At 65.3% G+C, this 17,109-nt stretch carries 17 protein-coding genes and 1 tRNA gene; 10 read left to right on the top strand and 8 right to left on the bottom strand.

The genetic code is table 11. The annotated features are described in order from the left end of the window. Positions 1–260: 260 nt before the first annotated feature. The 3 genes from ON40_RS25360 to ON40_RS25350 form a co-directional block, all read right to left on the bottom strand. Complete coding sequence (locus tag ON40_RS25360) at positions 261–1,319, bottom strand: helix-turn-helix transcriptional regulator (RefSeq protein WP_157186414.1); 1,059 nt, start codon at positions 1,317–1,319, stop codon at positions 261–263. Between the two features lie 56 nt (positions 1,320–1,375). After that, positions 1,376–2,758, bottom strand: coding sequence for a DoxX family protein (locus ON40_RS25355; protein ID WP_245567980.1), 1,383 nt, complete (start codon positions 2,756–2,758; stop codon positions 1,376–1,378). Positions 2,759–2,893: 135 nt separating this feature from the next. Next, positions 2,894–3,751: a cyclopropane mycolic acid synthase family methyltransferase gene (locus tag ON40_RS25350; RefSeq protein ID WP_040826860.1), complete on the bottom strand. Its 858-nt coding sequence runs from the start codon at positions 3,749–3,751 to the stop codon at positions 2,894–2,896. Positions 3,752–4,152: 401 nt separating this feature from the next. Between ON40_RS25350 and ON40_RS25345 the strand changes: the two genes are divergently transcribed. Then, positions 4,153–5,097: an SMP-30/gluconolactonase/LRE family protein gene (locus ON40_RS25345; protein ID WP_040826649.1), complete on the top strand. Its 945-nt coding sequence runs from the start codon at positions 4,153–4,155 to the stop codon at positions 5,095–5,097. 114 nt (positions 5,098–5,211) lie between these two features. On the opposite strand, the gene ON40_RS25340 is transcribed toward ON40_RS25345, so the two are convergent. Beyond that, a complete protein-coding gene (locus ON40_RS25340) occupies positions 5,212–5,925 on the bottom strand; it encodes a substrate-binding domain-containing protein (protein ID WP_281033060.1) in 714 nt (237 codons plus the stop codon). Positions 5,926–5,952: 27 nt separating this feature from the next. On the opposite strand from ON40_RS25340, the gene ON40_RS25335 reads away from it, so the two are divergent. Next, positions 5,953–6,405, top strand: a complete 453-nt coding sequence (locus ON40_RS25335; protein ID WP_051193517.1) for an SMP-30/gluconolactonase/LRE family protein — start codon at positions 5,953–5,955, stop codon at positions 6,403–6,405. A gap of 21 nt (positions 6,406–6,426) precedes the next feature. Here the strand turns inward: ON40_RS25335 and ON40_RS25330 are convergent, their stop codons facing one another. Continuing rightward, positions 6,427–7,116 carry a TetR/AcrR family transcriptional regulator gene (locus ON40_RS25330; protein ID WP_040826645.1) on the bottom strand — a complete coding sequence of 230 codons (690 nt, stop codon included), beginning with the start codon at positions 7,114–7,116 and terminating at the stop codon, positions 6,427–6,429. A gap of 132 nt (positions 7,117–7,248) precedes the next feature. Between ON40_RS25330 and ON40_RS25325 the strand changes: the two genes are divergently transcribed. After that, positions 7,249–7,695 (top strand): nitroreductase/quinone reductase family protein, encoded by a 447-nt coding sequence (locus ON40_RS25325; RefSeq protein WP_040826643.1) that lies wholly within the window; start codon positions 7,249–7,251, stop codon positions 7,693–7,695. Between the two features lie 1,388 nt (positions 7,696–9,083). Here ON40_RS25325 and ON40_RS25320 read toward each other — a convergent pair. Continuing rightward, positions 9,084–9,821: a GntR family transcriptional regulator gene (locus ON40_RS25320; RefSeq protein WP_040826641.1), complete on the bottom strand. Its 738-nt coding sequence runs from the start codon at positions 9,819–9,821 to the stop codon at positions 9,084–9,086. 386 nt (positions 9,822–10,207) lie between these two features. Between ON40_RS25320 and ON40_RS52090 the strand changes: the two genes are divergently transcribed. The 5 genes from ON40_RS52090 to ON40_RS25295 all read left to right on the top strand — a co-directional run bounded on the left by ON40_RS52090 (position 10,208) and on the right by ON40_RS25295 (position 14,158). After that, positions 10,208–10,528 carry a hypothetical protein gene (locus tag ON40_RS52090; protein ID WP_169541901.1) on the top strand — a complete coding sequence of 107 codons (321 nt, stop codon included), beginning with the start codon at positions 10,208–10,210 and terminating at the stop codon, positions 10,526–10,528. 161 nt (positions 10,529–10,689) lie between these two features. Further along, positions 10,690–11,022, top strand: coding sequence for a hypothetical protein (locus tag ON40_RS25310; RefSeq protein WP_040826638.1), 333 nt, complete (start codon positions 10,690–10,692; stop codon positions 11,020–11,022). Continuing rightward, positions 11,019–12,713 carry a replication initiator gene (locus ON40_RS25305; RefSeq protein ID WP_063713081.1) on the top strand — a complete coding sequence of 565 codons (1,695 nt, stop codon included), beginning with the start codon at positions 11,019–11,021 and terminating at the stop codon, positions 12,711–12,713. Before ON40_RS25310 ends, ON40_RS25305 begins: the two co-directional genes overlap by 4 nt. Before the next feature lie 12 nt (positions 12,714–12,725). Further along, the gene (locus ON40_RS50145; RefSeq protein WP_040826634.1) at positions 12,726–12,905 is read left to right on the top strand and encodes an excisionase family DNA-binding protein; all 180 of its coding nucleotides are present in this window, start codon (positions 12,726–12,728) and stop codon (positions 12,903–12,905) included. Continuing rightward, complete coding sequence (locus ON40_RS25295; protein ID WP_040826632.1) at positions 12,905–14,158, top strand: tyrosine-type recombinase/integrase; 1,254 nt, start codon at positions 12,905–12,907, stop codon at positions 14,156–14,158. Before ON40_RS50145 ends, ON40_RS25295 begins: the two co-directional genes overlap by 1 nt. Positions 14,159–14,219: 61 nt before the next feature. On the opposite strand, the gene ON40_RS25290 is transcribed toward ON40_RS25295, so the two are convergent. Continuing rightward, positions 14,220–14,295, bottom strand: a tRNA-Ala gene (locus ON40_RS25290). Between the two features lie 124 nt (positions 14,296–14,419). Here ON40_RS25290 and ON40_RS25285 point away from each other — a divergent pair. Both ON40_RS25285 and ON40_RS25280 read left to right on the top strand, forming a co-directional pair. Beyond that, on the top strand, positions 14,420–15,826 hold the full coding sequence (locus tag ON40_RS25285) for a DUF222 domain-containing protein (RefSeq protein WP_083895901.1): 1,407 nt from the start codon (positions 14,420–14,422) through the stop codon (positions 15,824–15,826). Positions 15,827–15,839: 13 nt separating this feature from the next. After that, positions 15,840–16,121 carry a hypothetical protein gene (locus ON40_RS25280; protein ID WP_040826628.1) on the top strand — a complete coding sequence of 94 codons (282 nt, stop codon included), beginning with the start codon at positions 15,840–15,842 and terminating at the stop codon, positions 16,119–16,121. An 81-nt stretch (positions 16,122–16,202) separates the two neighbouring features. Here ON40_RS25280 and ON40_RS25275 read toward each other — a convergent pair whose 3' ends face one another. Then, positions 16,203–16,904 (bottom strand): DsbA family protein, encoded by a 702-nt coding sequence (locus ON40_RS25275; RefSeq protein ID WP_051193516.1) that lies wholly within the window; start codon positions 16,902–16,904, stop codon positions 16,203–16,205. Positions 16,905–17,109: the final 205 nt, after the last annotated feature.

Here is a 17,109-nt window from a genome sequence, read left to right as displayed (position 1 = left end):
AGGACGAGGCGCGTGCGATGAATTCATCGCCGCGCGGTCCGACCGTTCGCGGAGTCCGGTGGCGGTATCGGGCAGGCACCGTGCAAAAACGCCTGCGCAAATTCGGTCCCGCCGAAACATCCACGCCGACTACAATTTTCGGTGCGACCGGTGTTGGGAAGCGATCGGTCGTGTCGGGCTGAGGCCGTGGTGGGGACTGCCTCAGCCCAGAGAAATCCGAGTAGCTCGACGGTCGGCACACGTGTGCGCCGGGAGCGGATTCACGAGAAATGCGGGAGTTGTGCGCGTTTCTCCGGTCGCGGCGCTGGTCGCTGCGACGACCGAGCCCGATGTTTCACCTCTCCGGGCAGAATGCCGAACCTGTCGACGAACGAGGTTCTGAAGCCGCTCAGAGAGCTGTATCCGCACGCGGTCGCCACGTCGACGACGTCCTCGGTGGCGTCCGGGTCGGCGAGCAGATCGTAGGCTCGGCGCAGGCGGGTTTCGCGCAACACCTGACCGGGCGTGCGTCCGGCAACCTTCTTCATCGCCGTCTCGAGCTGCCGTCGTGAGATTCCGAGACTTTCCGCCAGAGTGCGCACGGTCAGATCCGAGTCGTTGCTGTACAGGTGGATGCGTCGCCGGGCGTCAGCCACCAGTCTGGCGTGTGCGTCCAGTTCCGGGGCGCGTCGATCGTCCAGGGTTCCCGCGACCAGATCGACGATCGCCCGGCTGAACTCCACGAACTCCGGTGCGGTCACCGATCGGCGATCGGCCGCCAGACTGTCGACCATGCGCCGGATGTTGTTCAGGATGAAGTTCTTGGGCTGAATCCCCAACGCCCCCCGAGGATCCCGAGCCGGTGGCAGAGCGTACGCGGGGATGTTGAGGATGTAGGCGCGAAAGTCGTCGCCGTGGGACATGGCCATGTCCTGATTCCACCGGAGAATGCCCATCCGACCCGGCTCGACGCAGACGGCATGGTCGGATTGGGCGAGAAGTATCCGCCCGTCGATCGGGATGATCAGCCTGGCGCTGTCGTCTCCGGCGTTCCTCGCGACCTCGTTGCTGCGGGTGTAGTCGATTGCACTGGAAGCGAATTCGACCAGCTGGAGCATGCCCGAATCGGTGCCGCCGCGGGTGGTCAGCGCCCGTTGTGTCCAGGTCCTGCCCGAGAACCCCTCCGGCCACTCGATCCGGGTGTGCACCGGGCCGTGGTTGTGGCCGACGTGCTCGTGCCACATGTCGATCCGGTCGACCGTGGGCAGTTCCGCGCCGAGGGACACCTCGAGAACCCCGTAATGCCAGCCGACATCCGTGCCGTGCGCCACCACGGTCACCACCCCTCTGCATGCGTGAAGATATTCGCGCAGAAACCGTACCGGGTGCGGACGGGTCAGAATGACGGGTTGTCCTGAACCCAATGGAATCCGCCGCTACGCAGTCGCAAGCTGTTCAGGTCGACGCGGTTCAACTCGATGGTCACCGGATGTGCGTCGAGTCGGCCGTCCAGGCGCAGTCGGTCGGGTGCCGATTGCTGGAATGTGAACTCGGCCGCGGACTTCGGTGCGGTGTCGGTCTGCCTCTCACTCTCGATGACGTGTCGCTGCCCGCCTGCCAGTTCGATGTGCCGGGTCCGGGCGTCGAGTGTCAGTGCCGCATCGACCACCCGGCCGTCCATCCGTTGATAGCTCATCACTCCCGGTATATCGAAAACAATTCCTTGCCAACGGTTCTCATCGGTGAGCAGCGGGGGAACCAGCTGCCCGTCCCGGGTGAAATCGGTGACCGACCAGATGCCGTACAGCGGCGGATGTGGGCGGCCGTCGCCCGCTTCGTGATAGTTCTTCCAGCTGGAGTCGGCCAGCGGCACGAGGATCCAAGGGATGCAGGCGATCTGGATCAGCGCTGCGATCGTGCGGGACCTGCGGGTATGGAACGGATAGGGTGCGTTCGAGGGTGCGCTGGGGCGATCGAGCACCAGCACGTCGAACAGTCGCCGCGCTTGCGGCGCCAACAGGATCAGCGACATGAGCATCAGATGCCCGGACAGGATCTTCACCGGGACGTCGAAGGTCATGTCCATGACGAACACCAGGGACATGTCGACCAGGGCGAGCATCGCGCCGAGTGTCGCGGTGCGCGGGATGAACAACAGGATCCCGCCGACGAGTTCGGCTGTGCCGAGCAGTATTTCGTACGTCGGCGAGGCGCCCACCTGACTCCACAGCACCGCCATCGGCGAGAAGTCGCCGTAGCGTTGCAGGAGTGTGGTCAGCCCCGGCTGTGCCATCTGCGTCGGAATGAACTTGGCCATGCCGTAGGTCAGCATCTGCCCGGCCACACACAACCGGATGAACAGCAGGAACCACCCTGCCAGCCGGCGGTACCCGGGTCGCCGCCGATCCGCTGTCGACCAGAGCAGTGTGCCGACCAAGGCCACCACCAGCACGCAGAACACCAGCACCCACAGCAGTGCCAGATCCCCACTGCCACTGCTGTTCAGTTCCGCATCGACACCGAAAACAGTGCGTCCCACCCACCGATAGACCGGTTCGAGCACCCGCACCTGCCAGACGACCGCGTCGTCGGGCAGCCACCGAGGGGATCCGAACCATCCCAGGAATGCGAACAGCAACTGCGGATACAGCACGCAGAACAACCCGAAGTACAGAAAGCAGAACCGAAATGCGATGCGGGTGAACGGATTCCACCGAGCGCGGGCCGACCCCTCGACATCCCGCAGCTCACCGTCCCGTTCCACTGTCGCGGTAGTCACGCCGACCACCCTTCGTCGAAGTAGGCAACGGTACGAACCTACGAACAGACTCCGCGTGCCGCCTCCGGGAACCCCCCGATTCGCACCCTGAATTCGGCCCGACCCGTACTCCGGTACCGGCGAGGCGTTTTCGGTTCACTTGGTGAGGGTGAACTGCATGACGTCGAGGTGTCCGCTGCGGAAGTGGTCCGCACTTCCGGTGAGGTATCGCAGGTAGCGTGCGTAGGTTTCCGGCGAGGTGATCCGCTCCGCCTCGGCGCGGTTGTCCTGTAGAGCGCGAGCCCACAGGTCCAGGGTGTGGGCGTAGTGCGGTCGCAAGGATTGGATCTGCTCGGTGCCCAATCCGGATCGTCCCGCGAGCCTGGTGATCACAGCCGGCTGCGGCAGTTGCCCGCCGGGGAAGATCTCGCGCCGGATGAAGATGTGGAAGCGGGCGTCCTCGCGGGTGACCGGAATGCCGAGGCGGCGCAGATCGGCGAGGGTGTGCCCGATGATGGTGTGCAGCACCATCCGCCCGTCCGCAGGCAGGTTGTGGTGGCAGCGGCGGAAGAATTCCTCGTACCGTTCACGGCGGAAATGTTCGAATGCGCCGACGCTCACGATGCGGTCGACCGGCCTGTCGAATTCCTCCCAGCCCTGTAGCCGCACTTCGACATCGGTCGTGCCCTGCCGCGCAATCTCCCGCCGGACGTGGTCGAACTGATTGCCGCTCAACGTCAGGCCGATGACGCGCACGTCGAACTGGCTGGCCGCCCGGAACATCATCGCGCCCCAACCACATCCGACATCGAGCAGAGTCTGGCCCGGTCGCAGGTCGAGCTTGCCGAGGGACAGGTCGATCTTGGCCAGTTGAGCCTGCTCCAGCGACATGTCCGGGCGTTGGAAATAGGCGCAGCTGTAGGTCATGGACGGATCGAGGAACAGCCGGTAGAAGTCGTCGGAGACGTCATAGTGCGACTGCACGTCCTGATAGAACGGGGCTAGCCTGGCCACGGCGGCCTCCCTGTCATGTGGTTGGCGGCTGTGTTCACCTGTCTGTGTCTCTGCCTGATCCGTGTGGCGAACCGGCTCGCGGTTCACTTTCGGTCGTCCGACCTCGTCGACTAGCTCAACGGTGGCAAATGCCCTGATAAGGAGATAGATATGTTGGTCATCCACATCGGCGACCTTGGTCAGCCGTATCGGCGCGGACACGCACTCCCCGGCGTCACCCGGTAAGCCGGTACGAGAGCCGGTGAACCTCGAGCCTTCCCGCATCGTGTAGCGACACGGAAGATCTTCCTCGCGCCGGTATCGTCGCTGGGCGGATCGTCACCCGGACCCGCGGCGACGCCTGCCGAGGCGGCCACCCCACGTGGCGGCGCCCTTGTCGCCCCGAACAGAAAAGGTAGGTCATGAACATTCTGCGCGCTGCCGCCGCGACGATGGCCGCATCGGCTCTCGCCGCCCTGACCGCCGCCGTCGCACCTGCCGCGCAGGCCGCGGCGATCTGCCCGGGTGCCGGGCAGGCGAGTGTTCGGGCCGGATCCGTGTCCGGCGCCGCCTTCGAGGGCCTCACCGTCGACCCGCGCGGCCGCGCCTACGTCACCGACCTGAGCTCGGGCCGGGTGTTCCGCATCGATGCTCCCGGAGCGGCCGCAGTCCCCGTCGCGACGGTGCCCGGCGCGGGCGGACTGGCCTGGACCCCCGACGGGAAGCTGTTGATCGGCTACGGATCGAATCCGAGCGTGCTCGTCGGAGACGCCGTGCGCGCGGCCGGTATCGACGAATTCGACCCCGCCACCGGCGCGCTCACCCGGTATGCCGCGGGCGTCAGCGCTGCCAGCGGCCTCGCCGTCGGACACGACGGAACCGCTTATGCCACCAACGATTTCGCCACCCTGGTCGGCCGCATCCGCCCCGGCGGCGCGGTGCAGGCGGACTGGGCCCGCTTTCCCAGCGCCAACGGCGCGGTACTCGATCCCGCCGGCCAATTCCTCTACGTCTCACGCACTTTCAGCAACCCCGGCGTCAGCCGAATCCCGATCGGCAACCCCGGCGCCTCCCAATCACTGCTCGACCTGACCGGACCCGACATCACCGCCGCCCCCGACGGCCTCACCCTGGATTCCCAGAACCGCCCGGTACTCCCGTTCAACCCATCCGGCCGAATCGTGCGAGTCGACGCCCCCGGCCACTACTGCGAACTCGGCACCGCCGGCCCGACGACCAGCGTCGTCAGCTACGGCCGCGGCTCCACCGGCTTCTCCGCCGGCCGCCTGTTCGCCGCGACCTTCGGCGGAGTCGTCTACGAGATCCCCGGCGGATTCGACCCCCACGCCACCACCGCAACGCCCTGATCTCGGCCGCTGCGAGCCGGTTCAGGGCAGGTGGCGGCTGGAACGCCGACATCGCGACGCTGCGCCGCCGCCACCCCGAGACTCCTGGACTTCGACACCTGGCTGGTGACGGCCTCAGCTCGGGGTTGACTCCGGTTGGGTTGCGACCCAGCGTATTTCGGCGGCCGTTGTGTCCGAACGTTTCGCGTAGGCGGCGACCAGTTCCTCGACGAAGCTGTGGATGGCAGGTGTTCGCTCCCCGCCGGGACGTGCGGCGATTGCGGTGGTGCGGGTCAGCGGCATGTCCGCGATTTCCACGGCGACCATGCCGCCGTCCTGGATCTCCTGTGACACGGCGACGCCGGGCAGGATGCTCAACGCGCCGTACTGCTGAATCGCGTGCTTCATGAGGGTGACGTTGCGGGTCTCGATGGTGGGCACGATGGTGGCGCCGACCTTGGCGGCCCAGCGCTGGGTGAGATTCCAGGTGCGCATACCGGGTGCGTAGGTCACGAAGGGATGGTCCGCGATGGCCGCCGGACGGTCCCTGGGCGGGAGCTTCAGCAGTTCGTGGTCGCTCGGCGCGACCAGGTACAGGTGCTCGTTCATGCGGGCGAGGGTGGTCAGCGAGGGGTGTGTCGGAGAGCGGTCGAAGGCGAGATCCACCTTGCCGGAGGTGAGCATGTTGACGATCTCGGCGCGATCGACCGACTGACGCACCCGTGCCGAGACGTGCGGCTGCCGACGGTGGAACGGGGCGACCATCGGGAGCAACACGTACTGGATCAGGTCGGAGCGTGCTCCCGCTGCTGCGCGCGTCGTTGCTGTCCTCGGTGCCGCAATCGGCACAAGACGCCGAAAAGCGACCTGATCGAGGTGACCGCCGACGGAGTCTGGCTCTACTGGGCGGCTCCCACGGGGCCGTTCCGTCGCATCAGGACGGACATCCTGCGCGACGCGAACCTGTCCGACGACGAGCTCGCCGCTCACGTCGAGCAACTGGCGAACATACCGCTCTCGGGCGGGTGCGCCATGGACACCGCGGGAAACCTGTACATCTCGGACATCGACAACCACCGCATCCTGCTACTACAGCCTTCGGGAAAGCTGGTCACGATGGCATCGGATCCTCGGCTGCTCAGCCCGGACGGCGGCTTCATCGGCAGCGATCGCCGCCTGTACGTCCCCGCGCCACAAACCGAGCGCACCCAGCTGTTCGGCAATCCGACGGACCTGACCACCAAGCCCTTCCAGATCCTCTCCCTGGCTCTGCCGAAGAGTTTCGACGGCACCGGACTCGGCGACGCCGTCACCGGACGACTTCGCTGAGGCGCAGATCTTTCCGGAAGGTCAGTGGCGCAGGCCGATCAGGTCTGCCATGGTCTCGACCGAATAGTCGAAGAACGCCTCGGTGGGATCGACGCTGCCGACGTATTGGCCGGTCAGCTCGAAGCCCACGACCCCGAACAGCTGGGTCCAGGCGATGACCGCCCGCGCCAGGATCGCCTCCGGTACGCCGGGAGCGAGCTGCTCGGCGATCACTGCGAGCTGTGCGCTCAGTACCGGGCTGAGCTCGTCGCCGGGAGTCGCGAGAGTACCGCTCCCCCAAGCCCTTCCGACAATACCGAGCACTGCGATGGGAATTCGCGAACCAGGGGCGATGGTGGCCTGCGGGGCTTGATAGCCGGGCACGGGTGAGCCGTACAGCAGCGCGTACTCGTGCGGATGCGCAATGGCCCAGCGCCGCACCGCCGTTGCCGCGGCGCGCCACTGCGCACGCGGGGCCGTGACTGCGTCGATGGCCTCGTCGACTTCGTTGCCCACGGCGGTGTACGCCTCGACGATCAGCGTGGTGAGCAGGTCGTCGCGGCTCGGGAAGTAGCGGTAGAGCGCCGAGGAAACCATGCCGAGTTCTCGGGCGATGGCACGCAGGGACAGAGCGGCGGCCCCGGATTCGGCGAGTTGGCGGCGCGCGGCATCCGCGATCTCACGGGTGATCTCGGCTCGGGCTCGGGCGCGGGCGGTTCTGGGCACGCTCATTAAGACAGTATGCCACGTTTCGGAGCGTCGGAATGTTTCGAGAGCACCGCTCTTGACTCGCTCAGGTGGAGCGCGCACACTGTTCTCGTACAGAGAGCACCGCTCTCGAATTGAACTCCCGAAGGAACCCCCATGGACGCCACCACCCGCTACATCGGCCCGTCCGGCCTCGACCCGATCGTGAATCGCTTCTTCAACCTGCTGCCCAAGCTGGGCATCAGCCTCGCCGGTTCTCGCCTGCTGGCCGTGCGCGGCCGCAAGAGCGGCCAGTGGCGCACCACTCTGGTCAATGTCCTCACCGCCGCCGACGGCCGCCGCTACCTGGTGGCCCCGCGCGGCCACACTCAGTGGGTCCGCAACCTGCGCGTCTCCGGCGCCGGCGAACTTCGTCTGGGCCGCAAGTCCGAAGCCTTCACCGCCACCGAGGTCCCCGACGCCGACAAGATTCCGGTGCTGCGCGAATACCTCGATCGCTGGGGCTGGGAGGTCGGCCGCTTCTTCGAGGGCGTCACCAAAAACGCCACCGACGCCGAATTGGCCGAGATCGCACCGGGTTTCCCCGTCTTCGCACTCTCCTGAGTCCCGCACACAGCGGGCGCCCAGGTGAGCCATCGGTGAGATTCCGCCGCGAGTTTCGAGAACCTACACGAAGCGAGAGACTCGGTCGGCGACGGTCGAACCGTCCGTTCGCGATCCCTTTGGTGAAGGCGTCGCACTCGTCGGCGTTGTAGGCAAGCTGCTCGCCGCGGGGGAGGTGAGTGTGGCGCTTCCGTCGGTACTGACGGTGAGGGCCGGCACGTTGTTCAGCGTGCCGGATTCCTGGTTCAGGGCGAGGGTGAGGACCGCTCGCCAGTGTTCGGCCGGAACGAAGATGATCGGCTGGATGTGAGCGGGCCGCTGTATTCGCTGTCACGGATGAGTACGGCGTTACGGGTGTGGTGACCTCGACGCAGGTGGTGAATCGTTCGGGATCCTCGGCGAGTTCGCCGTAGCCGGCCGATTCGACCCATCCCACGGTGGGCAGGCGGGCGCTTTCGAAGTCCAGCAGGTGGAACGTGGCCGAGTTGAGGCTCGCAATCGCGCCGCCTGCTTCGAAGGGGATCGCACGGATGTTGAAGCATCGCGGGAGTTAGTGGGAAGATCAGCCGCTTTTCTTGGTCTCGTTAGAGATGAAAAGCGGCTCTGACCTGCATACGAAGTGGAGCTAAGGGGACTCGAACCCCTGACCCCCACACTGCCAGGAGTGCGCGGAAGCCCTGACCAGGGAAAATCGATCGCTCAATTGCATGGTGCCCAGGTGCCCCCGATGCTCGACTGTCGTCGTCGTTGTCGTCGGGGGTGTCGTCATGTCCGTCTCACGGATAGGTCGTCTATCCGTCATTGACTGCTCTTCCCCCATCATCCTCATACTTGCCGCTCTCAGCGGAAGGCGGCCGTGTCAAGGGCGGGTTTTCCCTTGACGCGGTTGTCTGAAGCGAGACAATCAGGCAATGAGGAGGGTGGGGGATTCTTGCGTAACCACGGCTTGACCTGGGGAAATTCCGGTTTCGTGCACGAATTCGATGCGGGATCGGAACCACAGCCGGTCGACCGGGCTGGTTGTCGGCGAATCCGTGATCGGGTGCGGGAGGTCAGTCGGGTACGGCTCTCGTCGTGCCCACACTGCTCGGTCGTTGAATTACGTGGTCAGATAGGAAAAGTCAGCGGTGCTACCACGTCGCCAGAGCGGGGCCGACGTGCCCAACGCTCCCCGCCTGCCGGAGCGAAGCGGAGGCCGGCGGGTTGTGCGGTGCCGCGCGGCGGCCCCGCGCGGCGGCGCGCCAGCGCCGCCCTTGATCCTATATAGCCAAATTCGGCAGAGAACGACTACGAGCGGTGGGCGACGTGCGAGGATATGGAAACGGCCGGACCTCTCCAAGGCGGATGATGCGGAGAGGTCCGGCCGTTTCGCGGCGGTCAACGGGGGCTTAGTCGAACGCGAATTCGGCGCTGAGTTCGCGACCCGGTCCAAGGTAGTCGATTGCGTACTCGGTCGGGTTGCCGTCCTGGTCCCAGTAGAGATTCGTCATGGTGAGGCACTGGGTCTCGTTCGTCACACCGAGCGAAGAGGCGACGTCCTCGGGGGCGGTGCGGAGTGCGATCACGTCCCGACGGCTGACGGCTCGTCGTCCTGTGCGTTCTTCGATGAGTCCGAAGGTCATCTTGGGGAGTGCGTCGGTCGATAGCAACTCGGGTGCCGCCTCCGCGAATTCGCTTGGGAGCCAGGAGGTAGAGACCGTTACGACTCCCAAGTCGTCGCGGTAGATTCGTCGTCGGCGAACTACCGGCGAACCTTCTGCGACATCGAGTGCTGCGGCAGCATCGGAGGGGGCGTCGGCAATACCGGAGCTAACGACTTCGACGGATTCGCCTGGGCGGAAACCGTTTCCGGTCGCGCGGAACATCGCAAGACGATCGGGGCCAGTCGTCTGTTTGTGTGCGATTGACACGAATGTGCCCTGGTTTGTGCTCCGAACATAGCCTTCGACCCGTAGTTGGCTGAGAGCCTTGGCGGCGGTAGCGGTTGCTACCTCCCATCCTCTGGCGATTTCCTGGACTGAGGGGAGCTTGGCACCTTCGGTTAGGTCACCGTTCTTGATCTTGGTACGGAAGTGCTCAGCGATTTGGAGGTAGGCGGGAACGGGCCGATTCACGGTCGGCGACATAGGAAACAACCTCCTGGCAGGTACGCGTACTAGCTGGCATTCAAGTCTATCACCTGCGGATTTGATCTTATTGAATATCGTTTGCAGGCGTGTACTAGTACGCGATGAGTTTGCGTGCTAGTATACGAATACGGAGCGAACACGACGGGTAACCGGAGGTCATCATGCAGGCGGAGCGGGTTTCAGCGGTGGAGGTTCTTCGCCCGGCGCGGTTGAACTATGTGGGGTGGTGCATGTGGTGCATGGAGCGGGATTGCTCGAAGTCGCGCTGCATCGAGTTGCATGCTCGCTCGGTGTGGGAGGTGTGCCCGGAGTGCGAGGGTTCGGAGTCGTCGGATTTGGCGACCGCTGAGCGGTGCTTGAACTGCGTGGGTGGCCTGACGGATGTGACCCCGATTTCTCCGAGCCTGTCCGTGGTTCCGGATGTCCCGGAGGACGAGTCCGGCTGGTACGCGGTTGATCCGGAGGCGCGTCGTGTGGCTGAGCAGGAGGCGGCGACTCGGGCCCGGCTGCACGGGGTGAACACCCGGGAGGAGTACGAGGCTGCAGGTCTGGTGCCTCGGGTCTGGGTGGATGAGTGGGATTACGCGGCGGGCTGCCCGAAGTCGGTCAGCGGTGCGCGGAGCTACCAGGAGGGTCCGAAGCTGGTGGACCCGGATTACCGTCCGGCTGCCGGTATGGCGCACGTTCGCGGCTGGGGGCTGTGACCGATGGCGGGGAAGGCGAGGAAACCCCAAGGGCAGCAGGAGAGTTCGGCCGCTGCCCTTCGTGGGAATCGGCGTCGGTGCAAGACCGTACGTGATCTGTCTGCGCCCTGTGCGGGGCAGTTGAGCCTGTTCGATGTTCGTGAGGGAGAGGGGCGTCCGGCGTGAACGAGTTCGAGGCCAAGGTGCTGCTGCTCGGGTTGGATGCGCTGCCGGTGCGTGAGCGGTGGCTGCTGGCGTGGCTGGTCCAGCGTCCGGAGCGGATGTCGATTGCCTTCCAGGATGTCTCGGGTCTGAGCTTCGCGCAGTTCAATGCGATGTGTGCTCGGTGGACTGCCTGCGGCTTGATCGGATCGGCCTACGCGGAGGAGTGGGACGCGTTCCTTCCTCGGGCCACGGATCGTGCTGCGGAGCTCGTGCTGATGTCGTCCGTGGAGTGGGCGGTCTCGACAGTTCCCGGTAAGCCGATTGACCTGGATTGCGTGGTGGCTGCATGAGCGGATCGCTGGTGACTGACCTGGATTCGCGTCGTCGGACGGCGGCGGAGCAACGCGCTATCCCGAACATGCCCGAGATCGCCCAGGATTTGGCCGATCAGCACGGGGTGTGTACGCGGCCGTTGCCGATGCGGTCGTTCGATCAGGCGTCGGGGGAGATGAAATACGTTGGCGCACCGTGCAAATCGACCCTCGAATGCGTGTGTCCGGCGTGTGCTGCACGGGCTCGAGCCCTGCGGATTCAACAGTGCCGCGAGGGCTGGCACATCGAGGAGGAACCAGTGGACGACAAGCGCGAACCGACCGAGGCGGAGCGGGCGATTGTGCTTGCTCGCGCGAGCTTGCAGGAGGAGTACGAGCAGGCCAAGGAGGCGGGCGACCAGGACGTCATGGACGGTATCCGGGAAGTCGTCGCGGACCTCGACGCGGAGCTGCGGGAGTCGGGGGTGCGCGGACCGTTCCCGCCGCTGGACCCGGAATCCAAGTCTGTCCGCAAGCGGTCCACTCGTCGGCGCCAGGAGTCCCCGGACCTGCCACGGCAGAAGGTGTCGCGGTCGACGGTCGGGCGGGAGTACGCGGGCAAGTACCGGCCGTCCATGTTCCTGACCCTGACCCTGCCCTCCTACGGCAAAGTCGGTCCGGACGGGGCCCCGATCGACCCGGACAGCTACGACTACCGCCAAGCGGCCCGCGACATCATCCACTTCCCGGCCCTGTTCGATCGGTTCGTCCAGAACTACCGGCGCGCTTCAGGCCGCGATGTCCAGTACTTCGCCACCGTCGAACCCCAGCGTCGGGGAGCTCCGCACATCCATGCCGGTGTCCGCGGCTCCGATCCTCGGGCCATGATCCGGCAACTCACCGCGGCGACGTATCACCAGGTGCACTGGCCGCACTTCGACCAGGACGTCTACACCCCCGACCGGATGCCGGTCTGGAATTACACCATGGCGGCGTGGGTGGACCCGGATGAGGTGGATCCGGAAACCGGTGACCCGGTGCCGGTGCCGACGTGGGATCAGGTGATGGACCTGATGGATGAGATGGACGACATCGAGCCTGCACACGTGGTCCGGTTCGGACAGCAGGTCGACGTCAAGGGCATCCTCGGCGGCACCGAAGAGGCAGGCCGCCATATCGGCTACCTGACCAAGTACCTCACCAAGTCCATCTCCGAGGTGATCGAACCCCAGTCCGACCGCGCCGCACGGCATTACGACCGGTTGCATGAGGAGCTGTGCAAGACGCCCTGCTCGCCTCGCTGCGGGATCTGGCTGCGTTACGGCGTGGTCCCGAAGGGGGCGAATGAGAAGACCGTTCCTGGCCGCTGCAAGGGTAAGGCGCATCGGCGGGACACCCTCGGACTGCGGGGCCGTCGAGTGCTGGTGTCGCGCAAGTGGACCGGGAAGAACCTGACCGATCACAAGGCGGACCGGGTGGAGTTCGTCCGGCAACGTCTCGCTGAGGCGGGCATCAGCAAGGAGGACGTGTCGCGGTTCCGGATCGCTCCGGCCGAGCCAGGAGACCCGGACGTGCCCCCGCGCGAGTACCTGATCATGTCCATGGTCGCGGAGAAGATCCGGCAACGCTCACAGTACGACATAGCGCGGCTGGCTCAGGCTGAGCAAGATCATGATTCACGTGAAACCGTTGCAGGGCAACAAGATTCGGCAAACCCGGATGCGGCATAGGAGGGGATGAGGATGGGCGGCAAGTTCATGACCGTGCAGGAAGCGGCCGACGAACTCATGGTCAGCACATGGTCGATATACCGGCTGCTGTGGGATGGGCAGGTGCAATCGATCAAGGTCGGTCGGTGTCGGCGGATCGTTCGGCAGTCCTTTGATGCGTATATCTCCGGTCTGATCGAGAGTGCCGCGTGATGGCTGAGAAGAAGCGGCAGAAGCGCAACCCGAACGGCTCGGGCACTATCGGTCAGCGTCAAGACGGCCGATTCGAGCTGAAATTGTTCGTGGATACCCCGGACGGCAAGCGCAAGCGGGTCAGTGTCTACGGCCGCACCTGGGATGAGGCGGACGCTGAGCGTACGCGGCTGAAGGAGTTGCAGCGCAAGGGAATTCCCGTCGATGTGACGACCATGACGGTTCGGCAATACATGGAGTACTGGCTACGCGATATCGCCGAACCGAAGATCAGGCGGACCACCTTCGCTACCTACGAGGGCGATGTTCGGCTGCATATCGTTCCGGGCCTGGGCCGCCACAAGCTCAAGGCGTTGGGCAGTCGACAGGTTCGGGCGTTCATTGCAGGGCTGCGTACCAAGTGCCAGTGCTGCGCCCAGGGCAAGGATGCTGGTCGGGTCAAGCCTCGATGCTGCGCGAAGTCGCCTGCAGCGTGCTGCCACGACGTCTTGTCGATCAGCTCGATTCAGCATGTACTCCGGGTGCTTCGGGCTGCGCTGCAAGATGCCGTGGAGGAAGAGCTGATCAGTCGGAATGTGGCTCGGACGGTGAAGGTCGGCGGCGCGGGTGAGTACAAAGTTCGGGCGTTCACGGTGGTGGAGGCCAAGCAACTCTTGCGGACAGCGGAATCGCATCGGTTGCATGCCCTGTGGGCGGTGGCGTTGTCGATGGGGTTACGGCGCGGTGAGGCTCTGGGCTTGAAGTGGTCCGATGTCGACCTGTCCGGCGGGCGGCTGGTGGTTCGGCAAGCTCTGCATCGTGTCGACGGCAAGTTGCGTCTCGAGGAGGTGAAGACCGAAGGTTCGAACGCCACGCTTCCGCTGCCTCGTCCGCTCGTCGCCGTTCTCCGGAATCATAGGAAACAGCAGATGGAGGAACGATTCGCGGCCGGTAGGGATTGGACGGAATCCGGCTTGGTGTTCACCACGAAGTTCGGCAAGCCGATCGAGCCGCGGAACGTCAACCGGATGTTCCATGCGCTGTGCAAAAAGGCGGGGGTGCCAGAGGTCCGGGTGCATGACCTGCGGCATTCGTGCGCGACGCTGCTGTTCACGCAACGTGTCGAGGCTGCGACCGTGCAGCGCATCCTGCGCCATTCCTCGATCACCGTGACGACGGACATCTACATGGAGGTGATCGAGTCGGTGAAGCGGGACGCCTTGGACTCAATGGGGACGCTGTTCGATTCGTCGGCCGACGACACTGCGCTGTGAGTTGTCGTCAAATGTGTCGTCAATCGGCCGACTCGAAACGATGGAAAACGACTGTTTTCCCTGGTGGAGCTAAGGGGACTCGAACCCCTGACCCCCACACTGCCAGTGTGGTGCGCTACCAGCTGCGCCATAGCCCCGTGGAACTTGCCTCCGGGGTGTTCCCCTTCGGCTTGAACGAAGTTACACCACGTGGGTATTTGCCGCCAAATCGCCTGGACAACGGGGTGGTGGAACGGGTGTTCGAAAGGTAGGATCGAACACATGTTCGATAGCGGAGAGCTTCAGGGGATGACCGATGAGGGGCTGCTCGACGCGGTGCGGCGGGCGCATGGGGCGGCGGCGTTCGCGCAGGCTGCCGAGGTGCTTGCCGTGCGGGAGTTGTATCGGCGACGGGGGGCGACGGAGCGGGGGGCGGAGTTCGCCGCGGCCGAGGCGTCGATGGCGGTGCAGATCTCCGAGACGGTGGCGGCGGGGCTGATCGATATCGGGATCGGGCTCGATCGGCTGCCGCGGATTCGCGAGGCGTTCGCTTCCGGGCGGATCGACCTGGCGCGGACACAGGTCCTGGTGGAGAACGTGCGGGATCTGCCGGAGGAGTTGCTCGCCGATGTCGAACCGACGCTGATCGATGTGGCGGAGCGGCTGCCGCCTGCGCGGCTGCGGCAGACGGTGCGGCGCTGGGTGGCCAGGCTCGATCCTGCGGGTGAGAGTCGTCGTCGCGAGCGGCGCGAGGGCGATCGGGATGTGCGCATCAAGGCCGTGCAGGACGGTATGGCGGTGTTCGACGGTTTGGTGCCCGCGGTGGGCGCGCAGACGGTCGCGATGCGTTTGCGGGAGATGAGTCTGCAGGTGTGCCGGTCCGATCCGCGCACGATGACGCAGCGGCGAGCCGATGCGCTGGTGGCGCTGGCCGACGGGGCACGACATCTGCGTTGTACGTGCAACCGCGGAAAACGCTGCACTGCAAAGGAATCCGAGCCGTCGAGGCGGCCGTTGATTCAGATCGGTGTGCCCGCCGAGACGTTCCTGGGTGAGAGCGATGCGCCGGCTCATCTGGCGGGCTACGGTCCGATCGATGCGGCGGTCGTGCATCGGATCGCGGAATACGCTCGGTTCCAACTGATTCCGGAACGAATCGAGGATCCGACCAGTTCGGAGGAGGCGGCGCGGCCCGACCCGGCGCAATGGCAGGATCGGGATGTTCGCGCGCTCGACGGCATGTGCCGTTTTCCCGGGTGCACCATGCCCTCTTCGGAATCGCTACTGGACCACAGTGTTCCGTTCGATACGGTGCGTCGGGGGACGGTTCTGGCGAACCTCGCCGTGTTGTGTACACGTCATCTTCGCTTGAAAGCTGCGGCCGGGCGAGGGGAGACGTCGTGGCGGATCGACCGCGTCGATGCCGATCGGCTACGCTGGAGGAGTCCCACCGGCGATGAGCGCACCACCCTCCGCGAGGGTGAGCGATATCTGTTCCCACACACCGATATCGAGGCGTTCCATGCCATATGGCCCTCCCCTGCAAGTGTTTCCGCACCACCGCACCCGTCCACCGTCGACCTGACCTACCCGATCGAGCACGGCGCGTTCGTCCATCCGGAGCTGGTCTCGATGACGCCCGAGAACGAGCCGCCCGGCCACCTTGTTGTCGAAAACCCAAGTCGCTGAGGGGGATTCACTGATGCTCGCTCTGCAGCCGGACGTCCGTCCGGTAGCGATCCACAGGACACAGCACATGTCGCACCCGGACCGCCCGCCGGCGCCGACCGTCATCGACGTCGCCGTGGAACGCGAACGAATCGCAGCGCTCGACAAACTTCGCAGTCGCCTGGAATCCGAACTCGACCGGACCCCTGCCGGATCCGGCTATGCCGCGATGGCCGGACAACTGCGCGACACCGTCAACGCCATCGCCGATGCGCGCAATCGCGTCTACGAGGCGCTGATCGATGAGGACCCCTGATCCGGCGCATATCCACGGGGGTTGATGGACACCGCCCGGACGGCTGGGGTTGCCGTCCGGGCGGTTCGAGGCCGAGCGCGGCTATCCCGCGAGCTTGGTCACCCAGGTCGAGTCCTCGGTGTCGACGTTCTTGCCGCCGTCCAGCACCGTCGGGGTCTGTACCTGCCCCGCAGCGTCTTTGAGGGCCGTCATCGCGGCCTGCGCGTGGTCGCGTGCCTCGTCGACGCGGTCGCCCTTGGCAATGCACTGCTGCACGTCCTGCGAGGCGCCGGCATCCTTGGCGATCGCGGCCAGCTCGGCGTTGCTGAGGCTGCCGCCTTCCTCGCTGGGCTGTTTGGTGGTGAACAGCGCCTGATGGAATTTCGAGAAGGTCGGGCCGTCACCGGCCGAGGCGACGCAATCACTGGCCGCGATCGCGCGGGTCGAGTAATCCTTCGTGCCCGACTTCGAATCCAGGAAGTTCACGAACCGGTACCGCACGATGAGCTTGCCCGCATCGACATTCTTGGCGATCTGCTGCCCGTAATAGTGCTCGAGCGATCCGCAATCCGGGCACAGCGGATCCTCGTACAGATCGATCGTCTTGGCGGCATTGGTTTTACCGAGCACGATCGCGCCGTCCGAATCCAGCAGTGCGCTCACCGCCGAGTCGTGCACCGGACCGTACCCGTCTTCCTGGACCTTCAGACTCTTGCTGCTGCTCGAATGCATCACGTACACCACGATCAGCACGATGACCACGAGTGCGACACCGCCGAGGAGGTAGGCAGTGCGGCTGGACATCGGTCGCGGCTGATACGTCGATCCGGGGGAGGAGTTCACGGCCCCCACTCTGCCAAAGCAGCCGCACCCGCCGGAACCCGACACGTCCGCTTCTGCATCGATCCCCGGAACCCGATGGCGATCTGTTGACCGCGTGGGTGGGCACCGAAGGAGGGCCGTCGAACGGGATCACTCGCTATTCGGCCGCGACCGGAGCGGTTGGGCC

It is taken from the genome of Nocardia jiangxiensis NBRC 101359 (assembly GCF_000308615.1).
Lineage (GTDB): Bacteria > Actinomycetota > Actinomycetes > Mycobacteriales > Mycobacteriaceae > Nocardia > Nocardia jiangxiensis.
Note: the sequence above shows the minus strand (reverse complement) of the source record. Positions and strands in the feature narration are given on the sequence as shown.

Excerpts from the sequence above, each read along its gene's own strand:
- ON40_RS25345 (WP_040826649.1), top strand. The coding sequence starts at position 4,153 with ATGAACATTCTGCGCGCTGCCGCCGCGACGATGGCCGCATCGGCTCTC.
- ON40_RS25330 (WP_040826645.1), bottom strand. The coding sequence starts at position 7,116 with ATGAGCGTGCCCAGAACCGCCCGCGCCCGAGCCCGAGCCGAGATCACC.
- ON40_RS25325 (WP_040826643.1), top strand. The coding sequence starts at position 7,249 with ATGGACGCCACCACCCGCTACATCGGCCCGTCCGGCCTCGACCCGATC.
- ON40_RS25320 (WP_040826641.1), bottom strand. The coding sequence starts at position 9,821 with ATGTCGCCGACCGTGAATCGGCCCGTTCCCGCCTACCTCCAAATCGCT.
- ON40_RS25305 (WP_063713081.1), top strand. The coding sequence starts at position 11,019 with ATGAGCGGATCGCTGGTGACTGACCTGGATTCGCGTCGTCGGACGGCG.
- ON40_RS50145 (WP_040826634.1), top strand. The coding sequence starts at position 12,726 with ATGGGCGGCAAGTTCATGACCGTGCAGGAAGCGGCCGACGAACTCATG.
- ON40_RS25295 (WP_040826632.1), top strand. The coding sequence starts at position 12,905 with ATGGCTGAGAAGAAGCGGCAGAAGCGCAACCCGAACGGCTCGGGCACT.
- ON40_RS25285 (WP_083895901.1), top strand. The coding sequence starts at position 14,420 with ATGTTCGATAGCGGAGAGCTTCAGGGGATGACCGATGAGGGGCTGCTC.
- ON40_RS25280 (WP_040826628.1), top strand. The coding sequence starts at position 15,840 with ATGCTCGCTCTGCAGCCGGACGTCCGTCCGGTAGCGATCCACAGGACA.
- ON40_RS25275 (WP_051193516.1), bottom strand. The coding sequence starts at position 16,904 with ATGTCCAGCCGCACTGCCTACCTCCTCGGCGGTGTCGCACTCGTGGTC.